Origin of the sequence: Mycobacterium sp. PO1, assembly GCF_017312405.1 — a bacterium.
Lineage (GTDB): Bacteria > Actinomycetota > Actinomycetes > Mycobacteriales > Mycobacteriaceae > Mycobacterium.
The window spans coordinates 1-11719 of record NZ_BLTG01000072.1; the positions used below are offsets into that span (position 1 = coordinate 1).

The 11719-nt window shown below is 69.0% G+C and carries 12 protein-coding genes; 7 read left to right on the plus strand and 5 right to left on the minus strand.

Annotated features, from left to right (window positions below):
• Window positions 1–78: 78 nt before the first annotated feature.
• Entirely contained in the window at window positions 79–1215 is a 1137-nt protein-coding gene (locus J3476_RS20810; RefSeq protein WP_207068262.1) for an Mrp/NBP35 family ATP-binding protein, read from the plus strand.
• 102 nt (window positions 1216–1317) lie between these two features.
• Here J3476_RS20810 and tatB read toward each other — a convergent pair whose 3' ends face one another.
• From tatB to sigE, 4 genes are all read right to left on the minus strand, one after another.
• Window positions 1318–1743 (minus strand): Sec-independent protein translocase protein TatB, encoded by a 426-nt coding sequence (tatB, locus tag J3476_RS20815; RefSeq protein ID WP_207068263.1) that lies wholly within the window; start codon window positions 1741–1743, stop codon window positions 1318–1320.
• Window positions 1744–1746: 3 nt separating this feature from the next.
• Window positions 1747–3234: a S1C family serine protease gene (locus tag J3476_RS20820; RefSeq protein WP_286183419.1), complete on the minus strand. Its 1488-nt coding sequence runs from the start codon at window positions 3232–3234 to the stop codon at window positions 1747–1749.
• A gap of 99 nt (window positions 3235–3333) precedes the next feature.
• Window positions 3334–3729 (minus strand): anti-sigma E factor RseA, encoded by a 396-nt coding sequence (gene rseA, locus J3476_RS20825; protein ID WP_207068265.1) that lies wholly within the window; start codon window positions 3727–3729, stop codon window positions 3334–3336.
• Window positions 3730–3801: 72 nt separating this feature from the next.
• Window positions 3802–4614 (minus strand): RNA polymerase sigma factor SigE, encoded by an 813-nt coding sequence (gene sigE, locus J3476_RS20830; RefSeq protein ID WP_207068266.1) that lies wholly within the window; start codon window positions 4612–4614, stop codon window positions 3802–3804.
• A gap of 179 nt (window positions 4615–4793) precedes the next feature.
• Between sigE and J3476_RS20835 the strand changes: the two genes are divergently transcribed.
• From J3476_RS20835 to J3476_RS20860, 6 genes are all read left to right on the plus strand, one after another.
• A complete protein-coding gene (locus J3476_RS20835; RefSeq protein WP_286183421.1) occupies window positions 4794–5519 on the plus strand; it encodes an O-methyltransferase in 726 nt (241 codons plus the stop codon).
• A 394-nt stretch (window positions 5520–5913) separates the two neighbouring features.
• Window positions 5914–6591 (plus strand): TetR/AcrR family transcriptional regulator, encoded by a 678-nt coding sequence (locus J3476_RS20840; RefSeq protein WP_207068267.1) that lies wholly within the window; start codon window positions 5914–5916, stop codon window positions 6589–6591.
• Complete coding sequence (locus tag J3476_RS20845) at window positions 6569–7483, plus strand: ABC transporter ATP-binding protein (RefSeq protein WP_207068268.1); 915 nt, start codon at window positions 6569–6571, stop codon at window positions 7481–7483. The genes J3476_RS20840 and J3476_RS20845 overlap by 23 nt, the downstream gene beginning before the upstream one ends.
• The gene (locus J3476_RS20850; protein WP_207068269.1) at window positions 7480–9102 is read left to right on the plus strand and encodes an ABC transporter permease; all 1623 of its coding nucleotides are present in this window, start codon (window positions 7480–7482) and stop codon (window positions 9100–9102) included. Before J3476_RS20845 ends, J3476_RS20850 begins: the two co-directional genes overlap by 4 nt.
• Window positions 9099–9773: an isoprenylcysteine carboxylmethyltransferase family protein gene (locus J3476_RS20855; RefSeq protein ID WP_207068270.1), complete on the plus strand. Its 675-nt coding sequence runs from the start codon at window positions 9099–9101 to the stop codon at window positions 9771–9773. Before J3476_RS20850 ends, J3476_RS20855 begins: the two co-directional genes overlap by 4 nt.
• Before the next feature lie 19 nt (window positions 9774–9792).
• Window positions 9793–10398, plus strand: a complete 606-nt coding sequence (locus J3476_RS20860; protein ID WP_207068271.1) for a DUF4126 domain-containing protein — start codon at window positions 9793–9795, stop codon at window positions 10396–10398.
• A gap of 86 nt (window positions 10399–10484) precedes the next feature.
• On the opposite strand, the gene glgC is transcribed toward J3476_RS20860, so the two are convergent.
• Window positions 10485–11699, minus strand: coding sequence for a glucose-1-phosphate adenylyltransferase (glgC, locus tag J3476_RS20865; protein WP_152518190.1), 1215 nt, complete (start codon window positions 11697–11699; stop codon window positions 10485–10487).
• Window positions 11700–11719: the final 20 nt, after the last annotated feature.

Consider the following 11719-nt stretch of genomic DNA (forward strand, 5'->3'; position numbering starts at 1 on the left):
GCCCCCGGCCCTGCCGGCTGAACCCGGCCCCCGGCCGAATTCGGGTCCGCACGGGTCGGCGGCCTAGACTCGACGGCGATGTCATCGAAGTCCTCAGTTCCCCATGACCTGGAATCGGCGGTCCGCGCCGCCCTGTCCAAGGTGGTCGACCCCGAGCTGCGCCGTCCGATCACCGAAGTCGGCATGGTCAAGAACGTCACCGTCGACAGCGACGACTCGGTGCATGTCGAGATCTATCTCACCACCTCTGCCTGTCCGAAGAAGACCGAGATCTCCGAGCAGGTGACCCGGGCGGTCAGCGACGTGCCCGGCACCGGTGCGGTGCGGGTGAGCCTGGACGTCATGAACGACGAGCAGCGTGCCGAGCTGCGCAAGCTGCTGCGCGGCGATTCGCGGGAACCGGTGATCCCGTTCGCCCAGCCCGGCTCGTTGACCAAGGTCTACGCCGTCGCGTCCGGCAAGGGCGGGGTCGGCAAATCCAGCGTCACGGTCAACCTGGCGGCGGCGCTGGCCGCCCGGGGCCTCTCGGTGGGCGTGCTGGACGCCGACATCTACGGGCATTCGGTGCCCCGGATGATGGGGACGACCGACCGACCTACCCAGGTCGACTCGATGATCCTGCCCCCGATCGCCCACAACGTGCGGGTGATCTCGATCGCGATGTTCACCCAGGGCAACACACCGGTGGTGTGGCGCGGTCCGATGTTGCACCGCGCGCTGCAGCAGTTCCTCGCCGACGTGTACTGGGGTGACCTGGACGTGCTGCTGCTGGACCTGCCGCCCGGCACCGGTGACATCGCGATCTCGGTCGCTCAGTTGATCCCGGGTGCTGAGATCCTGGTGGTGACCACGCCGCAGATGGCGGCGGCCGAGGTGGCCGAACGGGCCGGCGCGATCGCGCTTCAGACCCGGCAGCGCATCGCCGGTGTCGTCGAGAACATGGTCGACGGTCCGGTCGTGAAGATGTTCGGCGAGGGCGGCGGCCGGCATGTGGCCGACAGCCTGTCGCGCTCGACGGGCACCGATGTGCCGCTGTTGGGCCAGGTGCCGCTGGATCCCGAGCTGGTGGGCGCCGGCGACACCGGTATCCCGCTGGTGCTCAGCGCCCCGAACTCCGCGGCCGGCCAGGAGTTGCACAAGATCGCCGACGCCCTCTCGAACCGCAAGCGCGGCCTGGCCGGCATGTCACTGGGACTCGATCCCGCCGGCCGCTGAGCCGCGCCGCAATCAAGCCGCGAGCCGCCGGCCGGTGAGGCACGCGGCAACCGAGCCGCGAGCCGCTGAGCCACGCACAACCGAGCCGCCGGCCGCGAACTTCTAGGTGGCGTCGGTGTCGAACTTCGTCGCCGCGGACGTGTCCGCCGGCGGCGTGACCGCAGCCGGGCCGGGGCCGGACTGAGGCTTTTCGGGCTTGTCGGGCCTCCCCGGCGCCTGGGCCTTCGGGTCGCCGTCGAACTTGCCGGTGAAGATCGAGTCGTCGCCGTCGAGCAGATGCTTGGTCAGCGCCGCGCGCGGCGTCATCCCCCGCAGCTTCTGCAACTCCGACAGCGGCTCGCGCAGGTCGTCGAACTCCGGGCCGAAATCCTGGCGCAGCTGGCTGGTGGCACCGGTGAGGTAGTCGCGTGCCTGCTTAACCGCGCCCGCCGTCCACCGGATGGCACCGGGTAACCGCTCCGGCCCGAGGATCACCAATCCGGCGATCACCAGGACCAACATCTCGCCCCAGCCGACGTTGGCGAACATGGGCTAGGTGCTGGTATCCGCGCCGGGCGTCACCGTCAGCGTCACGGTGCGGCCTTCCCGAACCACCTCGATGGGTGCCGGTTCGCCGATCTTGAGCTGACGGACGGCCACGACGAACTCGTCGGCGTCGGCGACCGTGCGGTCGCCGACCTTGACCACCACGTCGTTCTCCAGGATCCCCGCCTGCTCGGCGGGACCGCCGGCGGCGACGTTGGCGATCTGGGCCCCCTTGGCGAGGTCGTTGCTCACCGAACGGGCGGTGAGACCCAGCGTCGGATGCGAGATCTTGCCGTTCTCGATCAACGTCTCGACGACCTGCTTGACCTCGTTGACCGGGATCGCGAACCCGAGACCGCTGGCGCTGTCGGACAGCGACTTGCCCGCGGTGTTGATGCCGATGACCTCGGAGCTCATGTTGATCAGCGGCCCGCCGGAGTTGCCGTGGTTGATCGAGGCGTCGGTCTGCACGCCGTCGATGACGGTGTCGGTGTCCGAGCCGTCGCCCGACAGCGGCACGGGCCGGTTCAGCGCGCTGATGATGCCGTGGGTCACGGTGCTCCGCAGCCCGAGTGGGGCACCCGCGGCGATCACTTCCTCACCGACGGTGAGCTTGTCCGAGTCACCCATCCGGGCCACCACCAGGTTGTCGACGTTGTCGACCTTGAGCACCGCGAGATCGGTCTTGGGGTCGCGGCCCACCAAGTTGGCGGGGACCTCAGTGCCGTCGTTGAACACCACCGACATCTGGAACTTGCTGGGGTTGGTGGCGGCCTCGGAGATCACGTGGTTGTTGGTGACGACGTAGCCCCGTTCGTCGACCACGACGCCTGAACCCTGGGATCCCTCGGTGTCACTGGTCGCCTCGATCGTCACCACCGAATCGGCCACCGCGGCAGCGACCTCCGCGAACTCGCCACCGTGCACGGCGGGATCGTCGGTGGTCTCCAGGGTCACCTTCGACGTGGTGAACGCCTCGACGACCTCGGCGGTCTTGCGACCGACCCAACCGCCTGCGACACCGATGACCAGCGCCACGATCGCCAGCAACGCCAGCGCGGCGAAGGACACCCTGCCACCGAAGAGCACATCGCGGACGCCGAGCTTGCCGGCCGGTGCGCTCTGAACCTGCGGGCCGCTCGGGGCCAGCGCCGGGGTGCCCAGCCCGACGGGTGCGCCCGGGTTGCGCCACGGATCGTCGACGTCGTCGACCCCGCCCTCACGTTCGGCATCCAGCGCGCCGGCATCGGTGGGATGGCGCTGCAGCGAATCACCGCCCGCGTCCGGGCGTCCGAAGGCCTCGGCGAGCACCGGGTCGGGCGCCTGGTCCTTCGGGGTGTACTCACCCTGGTCGCGGTGTTGCTCGGCGTTCAGGAACGAGCCCTCGACGCCGGACGGCCGGCCGAACGCGCGCTGGGCCGCCGGATCGACCGGCGGACGCGACACCGGGCGCGGCTCGAGACGCTCCCGGCCGGTCTGGTCCAGATTGCTCACGGGTACATGATCCTTCTTTTGTCGCGGCACCTGCTCGCTCATGTTCACTCGGCGTCAGCAACCGTCGACGCAGGCCGCCGGCCGAAATATGTCTCTACCCTACCGGCGTCTGCGGCGAGCGCGCCGCGCGTCCTCAGCTAACGGCGACCCATCGTCAGCCTCAGGAGGCTCCACCGGTGAGTGGTTCGGGATCTGCGACAACAGTCCCAGCAACGAACTGGGCATGTCCACAGGAAGGGAGTCCCGCAACGCCGCGCGGGCCTGCCGCTGGGCATCGACCTCCATCGCGCAGTCCGGACACAACGACAGATGGTGCGCGGCGCGCAGATGCGCACTCATGCGTAGCTCGCCGTCGACGAACGCGGCAATCGCCTCGATCGACAGATGCTCGGTGGATCCGAACTGGCGCGGACCGACGGGTGCGTCGCTCTGCGAGGCGAAATGCGACGGAAGCCAGGAGAAGGCGCGCCGGAAAGCGTGTCCGGGATCGAACATCGCCCAACTCCTCTCGGCTCGACAGGACTGCTTCGAATGTAGCGCGCCAAGCTGTGGGTCAGCGCATGCAACTCAGGCCGGGCGTGCCTCGTCGAACATCTGGCCGCTGGTGTTCGCCTGATGCGCCAGGTAGTCGCGCAACGCCTGACGGCCGCGGTGGATGCGGCTGCGCACGGTGCCGAGCTTGACGCCCAGCGTCGCACCGATCTCTTCGTAGGACAGCCCTTCGATGTCGCACAGGACCACAGCGGCACGGAACTCGGGCGGCAGCGAATCCAGCGCCGCCTGCAGGTCCGGACCGAGGCGGGAGTCGTGGTAGATCTGCTCGGGATTCGGCTCGTCGGCGGGCACCCGGTCGTAATCCTCGGGCAGGGCTTCCATCCGGATTCGGCCGCGGCGGCGCACCATGTCGAGGAACAGGTTGGTGGTGATGCGGTGCAGCCAGCCTTCGAACGTTCCGGGCTGGTAGTTCTGCACCGACCGGAAGACGCGGATGAACGTCTCCTGGGTCAGGTCCTCGGCGTCATGCTGATTGCCCGAGAGGCGATAAGCCAGCCGGTAGACCCGGTCGGCGTGCTGGCGGACCAGCTCGTCCCAACTCGGCATCGCGGCGTGGTCGCCGGTGGCGTCGAACACCGCTGTTCCGGTCAGTTCGTCGGACGGCTCGACCCACTCGGCATCGGTGTACTGCTCCAGGTGCGCCATCGACACCGGGGCGGCAACGGATGAAGTCGCGGGGGCGGAGTTGGTGGTCGTCGGATCCTCCAGGTCGTGACGGTCGCGATCGTCCTCGGACGGCCGCTCGGTTCGCACAACACGGTGCAGCAGGGGGTTGTTCCCGAAGCGCCGGTGGTCACCGCGTGCGCTGGGTGCGCCGTCTGTCATGCGCTTACCGTCTCCCGTGCTGGTGTGCCAGGCATATGAGATAACTGAACATTTCCTGAGAACATTCGCAACCCCTTTTTTCACCTGCACAAACGGGTCACCGGAACCGGATATTTATGGCCGCCGGGGCCGGGCGTGTCGGGGTGTCGGCCGCCGCTCGCGCGCTCTACGCTGCGGGCATGTCCAGCACCGACGAGCCCGCCGCCGGCCCCCAGGAGTCTCAGGGGTCCCGGGAGTCCCGGGAGTCCCGGGAGTCCCGGGAGTCCTCGGCCCCGGCGAGCCAGGCCGAGGCGATCGTCAACCACGCCGAGCACTCGATCTCCGAGGACGCCATCGTCGCTGCCGCCCGCGAACGCGCAGTGGACATCGGCGCCGGGGCGGTCACTCCTGCGGTGGGCGCGCTGCTGTGCGTGCTGGCCAAGCTCACCGATGCGCGCGCCGTGGTCGAGGTCGGCACCGGCGCCGGCGTCAGCGGGCTGTGGCTGCTGTCGGGGATGCGCGAGGACGGGGTCCTGACCACCATCGACGTCGAGCCCGAGCACCAGCGCATTGCCAAGCAGGCGTTCACCGAGGCCGGGGTGGGGCCGGGCCGGACCCGGCTGATCAGCGGCCGCGCCCAGGAGGTGCTGACACGGTTGGCCGATGAGACCTACGATCTGGTGTTCATCGACGCCGATCCCGCGGATCAGCCGCAGTTCGTGGTCGAGGGCATTCGCCTGCTCCGTGAGGGGGGCGCGGTCATCGTGCACCGTGCCGCACTGGGCGGCCGGGCCGGGGACGCGTCGGCCAACGACGCCGAGGTCAGCGCGGTGCGCGAGGCCGCCCGGCTCATTGCCGAGGACGAACGGCTCACCCCGGTCCTGATTCCGCTGGGCGACGGCCTGCTCGCCGCGGTGCGCGGCTGAGCGACCGGCGCGGCTGAGCCCCGCTTGCCTGGTGCGCGGCTGGCGCTGTTGCGGCGCCCCGCTTACCGCGGTGCGCGGGTGAGCGGCGGGTGCGGTTGAGCGGCCCCTTGCGCCGAGCGTGAAGCTACTGCGAAAGATCCGCGAAGTTTTCGCAGAGACTTCACGTTCGGCGAGCCCGTCGGCGCCCGTGGCTGCCTGACCGATCAGCGGCCAGCTGGCGCCCGTGGCCGCCTGACCGATCAGCTGGCCCCGGTAGCCGGCTGACCGATCGATGGCCCCCGCGGTCGCCTCACCGATCGATTGGCCCCCGACCAGCTCGCCCGCGATCAGGTGGCCACCGACACCCGCGGAAAACCCTTGACCGTCCACTGAACGAGCGTTTAGTGTACTGAACATGCGTTCAGGCGACGATCTGACCGCGGTGGCGCGGATCCGGGACGCGGCCATCGAGATTTTCGGCCGCGAGGGCTTCGCGGTCGGGATCCGCTCGATCGCGGCGGCAGCCGGGGTGAGCCCCGCGCTGGTGATGCATCACTTCGGATCGAAAGACGGGCTGCGAAAGGCCTGTGACGAGCACATCGCCCGGACCGTCCTCGAATCCAAGACCGAGTCGATCCAGACCACCGACGCCGCGACATGGTTCGCGCAGCTGGCCGAAATCGAGGATTACGCCCCGATGATGGGCTATCTGGTTCGCAGTCTGCAGACCGGTGGCGAGCTGGCGAAAACGTTGTGGCGCACCATGATCGACAACACGGAACAGTACATCGAAGCCGGCGTGCGCGCCGGCACCGTCAAGCCGAGCGCCGATCCGCGGGCCAGGGCCCGCTTCCTGGCCATGACGGGCGGCGGGGCCTTCCTGCTGTACCTGCAGCTGCACGACGACCCGTCGGATCTGCGCGCCGTGCTCCGCGACTACAGCGAGGACATGGTGCTCCCCGCGCTCGAGCTGTACACCAACGGCTTGATGACGAGCTCGACGATGTACGAGGCGTTTCTGGCCAGACGCGAGCAGGGCCTTGCCTTCACACCGACAGAAAGGGATGACGATGGCCGACACCCACGGCGGTGAACTCGCCGTCGACATCCGGGGGCTGACCAAGTCCTTCGGACACACCAAGGCGCTCGACGGCCTCGACCTCAGCGTCGCCGCCGGCAGCGTGACCGGCTTCCTGGGCCCCAACGGGGCCGGTAAGTCCACCGCGATCCGGGTGCTGCTGGGCCTGCTTCGCGCCGACCGGGGCACAGTGCGGCTGCTGGGCGGCGACCCGTGGCGCGACGCGGTGAACCTGCACCGCCGAATCGCCTACGTCCCGGGCGACGTGACGATCTGGCCCAACTTGACGGGCATGCAGGCCATCGACTTCCTGGCCCGGCTGCGTGGCACCGAGAACGTCGACACGAAGCGGCGTGACGACCTGATCGAGCGCTTCGAACTCGACCCGAGCAAGAAAGCCCGCACCTATTCGACGGGCAACCGGCAGAAGGTTGCGATCGTGGCCGCGTTCAGCACCGACAGTGAACTGCTCATCCTCGACGAGCCCACCGCCGGCCTGGATCCGTTGATGGAGCAGCGGTTTCAGGAGTGTGTCCGTGAGGTGGCCGAGCGCGGTGCCGCCGTGTTGCTGTCCAGCCACATCCTCGGCGAGGTCGAAAAGCTCTGCGACACGGTGACGATCATCCGTGCGGGACGCACCGTGAAATCGGGGACCCTGCAGCAGATGCGTCATTTGATGGCGACCACTGTCTCCGCGCGCACCCGCGGCGATGCGCAACGGCTCCGAGACGCGGACTACGTCAGAGAACTCGAGGTCGACGACGGTCGGGTGCGGTTCGCGGTGGACCGTGGCGATCTGGACCGGGCGATGGCCGACCTCAGCGGACTCGGTATCGAGGACCTGACCGTGGCACCGGCCTCGCTGGAAGACATGTTCCTGCGGGAGTATCAGCGGGCGGGGTCATGAGCGCCACCGCCACCGCACCTACCCGGCCCCGGCACCACGCCGCCCCGTCAGCGTCGCGCTGGACCGGCACAGCCCACCTGGTCAGGCTGGCGCTGCGCCGCGACCGCGTCCGGCTGACGGTGTGGATCTCGGTGCTGACCGCGATGATGCTGTACACCCCGAACGCCCTGGAGCTCGCCTATCCCGACGAGGCGCAGCGGCGCACCCGCGTGCAACTTCTCCAGACGCCGGCCGGAATCATGATGGGCGGGCCGATGTTCGGCCGCAACGACACCGATCTCGGGGCGATGATGGCCAACGAGTTGATGCTGACGTTGATCGTTGCCACGTCGATCCTTGCCATCCTCACCGTGATTCGACACACTCGAGCCGAAGAAGAAAGCGGGACAGCCGAATTGGTGCTGGCGTCCCCGGTCGTCCGGTATGCCCGCACCACGGCCGCCCTGCTCGTCGTCGGCGCCGTGAATGCCGTGATCGCCGTGACGATGACCGCGGCGATGGCGGCCAGTGGCTTCGCCGTCGCGGACACCGCGGCGATGTGTATCGGCGTCACGGCCGTGGCCACCGTGTTCGGCGCAGTCGCCGCGGTGACCGCCCAGCTGTGGCGGGTCGCTCGGACCGCCAGCGGCGCGGCGATGGCGCTGCTTGCGCTGGCCGCGCTGATCCGAGGTGTCGGGGACGTCATCGACCATTCGGGGAGCGCGCTGAGCTGGTTCTCCCCCATCGCCTGGGCCCAGCAGATACGCGCGTTCGTCGATCTGCGCTGGTGGCCGCTCACTCTTCTGCTGGTGGTGACGGTTCTGCTGATCGCGCTCGCGGCCGTGCTCGAAGCGCGCAGGCAGTACGACGACGGAATCCTGGCCACCAGCGGGGAACGACCCGACGCGAAGCCGATCCGCGGCGTGACCGGTCTACATCTGGCGCTGCAGAGGGGCGCGCTGATCGGCTGGACGGTGGGCCTGTTCCTGGCGGGGTTGGCGTTCGGCTCGATGACCAAGTCGCTGCGCGACGCCGCGCAGACCAACGAGCTCATCGCGCGAATGCTGGCCGCGCAGGGCAACGACGGCATCTACACGACGATGTCGCAGTTCCTCGCCGCCGTCGCGGCGGCCTATGTGACCACCGCGGTGCTTCGGGTGTACTCCGACGAGCAGGCCGGGCTCGGCGAGTCGGTCCTGGCGGGCGCGGTGTCCCGTTGGTCCTGGCTGGTAGGTGCGGTCATGACCGCCGTCCTCGGCGGGACGGTGCTGATGTTCTTCGCGGGCCTGGGCAACGGCCTCGGCGCGGGCCTGACGATCGGCGAACCCCAGACGGTGGTGAGGCTGACGCTGGCCGGGCTGGCCTATGTGCCTGCCCTGGCGGTGATGGCCGCCGTCGCCGCGCTGGCGGTTGCCTTGCGCCGGACGTGGATCGCCTGGCTGGCCGTGACATTCGTGATCACGGCGCTCTACCTGGGTGCACTGCTGCGGCTGCCGCAGTGGCTGATCGACCTGTCCCCGGTCGGGCAGACCACCGTGCCCACCGACGTCCCCGTCGGCGCCATGGTCGTGATGGTGGCGGTGGCGGCACTGATCACGCTGCTGGCCGGCTCGACGTACCGGCGCCGTGATGCCGCATGACGGCGCTGCGCGTCGCGACGTCGGCGATTCTCGGCCTGATGCTGTTCGCTGCCCTGGTTTTCGTGCCTGCCGGCACGCTCAGGTACTGGCAGGCCTGGGTTTTTCTCGCGGTCTTCGCAGTGTGCACGCTCGGGCCGAGCATCCATCTGGCCGTGCACTACCCCGCAGCGCTGGACCGCCGGATGAAGGTCGGCCCGACAGCCGAAACCCGGCCCGCGCAACGCCTCATCATCGTCGGAGCGTGGCTGATGTTCGTCCTGATCGTCGTGGTCAGTGTGCTCGACTGGCGGATGGGCTGGTCGAGCGTGCCGGTCTGGGCGGTGATCGTGGGCGACGTTCTGGTGGCCGCCGGCCTGCTGAGCACGCAGCTGGTGGTGGTCCAGAACAACTACGCCGGGGCCAGTATCCGGATCGAGGAGGGCCAGCCGCTGGTCTCGACCGGTCTCTACAGCGTCGTCCGACACCCCATGTACAGCGCAGCGCTGGTGATGACCGTCGGCATCCCGCCTGCGCTCGGATCGTGGTGGGGGCTGCTTGTGGTCGCCGCGACGTTCCCGCCGGTCTTCGTCGCCCGCATCCTCGATGAGGAGCGGGCGCTGACCGCCGAACTTGCCGGATATCCGCAGTATCGGGCCCGGGTTCGCTACCGACTCGTGCCCGGGGTGTGGTGACGCGCCGCATACTGGTGTGATGGAACTGCTGACCGGCTTCGGGCTGGCGGCCGCGGCGGGGTTGAACGCCTACATTCCGCTGCTCGCGCTCGGGCTGCTGGCCCGCTTCACCGACCTGGTGACGCTGCCGGCGGCGTGGGCCTGGCTGGAGAACGGCTGGGTCATGACGATCGTCGCGGTGCTGTTGTGCGTCGAGGTCGTCGCCGACAAGGTGCCCGCGCTGGATTCCGTCAACGACACCGTTCAGACGCTGGTGCGCCCCACCGCCGGCGGGATCGTGTTCGGCTCGGGAACGGCCGCGCAGACGTCGGCGGTCGCCGATCCGGGGGCCTTCGCGCAGTCGGGGCAGTGGGTTCCGGTGGCGGTGGGCGTGGCCGTCGCGCTGATGGTGTCGCTGACGAAGTCGACGGTGCGTCCGGCGGCCAACGTGGCGACGGCGGGCACCGCGGCGCCGGTGCTGAGCACGTTGGAGGACGTGGCCAGCGTGACGCTGGTGTTCCTGGCGATTCTGGTGCCGGTGCTGGTCCTGGTGGCCGTCGTCGTGATGATGTGGGCGGCGGTGCGGGTGATCCGCAGGCGCCGAGGCCGCTCCCGCAGTGCGTCCGCCGCCGAGGCTCCTGGCTGAGCACCGGGCCTCCCGGCGTCATGCCCTGACTCGGCACACCACCTGCCGTACGTGCGGGCGGGGCGACCGCGCCCGGTTCCGGTGGGTCAGACCCAGACGCCTTTACCGACGGCCACGACGCCACCAGAGCTGACGGAGAAACGCTCCCGGTCCTTCTCGACGTCGACACCGACCATCTCGCCGGGGCCGACCACGACGTTCTTGTCCAGGATGGCGTGGCGCACCACCGCGCCGCGTCCGATGCGGGCGCCGGGCATGACCACGCTGCCCTCCACGATCGCGCCGTCTTCGACCACGACGTTGCTGGACAGCACCGAATTGCGTACCGACGCAGCAGAAATGATGCTGCCCGCACCGACGACGGACTCCTGCGCGGACCCGCCGTTGACGAACTTGGCCGGCGCCAGGTTCTCCGAGCTGCCCCGGATAGGCCAGCGCTTGTTGTAGAGGTTGAACACCGGGTGCACCGACACCAGGTCCATGTGGGCGTCGTAGAACGCGTCGAGCGTGCCGACGTCACGCCAGTAGGCGTGGTCGCGTTCCGTCGCGCCGGGGACCTCGTTGTCGTTGAAGTCGTAGACCGCGGCCATGCCGTCGGCGACCAGTCGCGGGATGATGTCGCCGCCCATGTCGTGGTCGGAATCGTCGTCCTCGGCGTCGGCGCGGATCGCGTCGATGAGCACCTTGGTGGTGAAGATGTAGTTCCCCATCGACACGAAAGTCTGGTCGGGGTCGTCCGGCGTCCCCGGCGGGTCGGCGGGCTTCTCGATCCAGCCGCGGATGCGGCCCGATTCGTCGGCGTCGATGCACCCGAACGCGCTGGCCTCCGAGCGCGGCGCCCGGATACCGGCGACCGTCGCACCGGCTCCGCTCTCGATGTGTGCCTGGACCATCTGCTCGGGATCCATCCGGTACACGTGGTCGGCGCCGAAGATCACGATGTAATCGGGGTCCTCGTCGTAGATCAGGTTCATCGACTGATAGATCGCGTCGGCCGACCCGGTGTACCAGCGCGGCCCCAGCCGCTGCTGCGCCGGCACCGGGGTGATGTACTCCCCGGCAAGCCCCGATAACCGCCAGTTCTGCGAAATGTGGCGATCCAGCGAATGAGACTTGTATTGGGTGAGTACACAGATTCGCAGGTATCGGGCGTTGACGAGATTCGACAGCACGAAATCGATCAACCGATAGGCACCCCCGAAGGGCACGGCGGGCTTGGCCCGGTCGGCCGTGAGCGGGTACAGCCGCTTGCCCTCTCCGCCTGCGAGGACGATGCCAAGCACATGTGGCGCTTCCCTCATGCTGCCAACCTATCCGCACG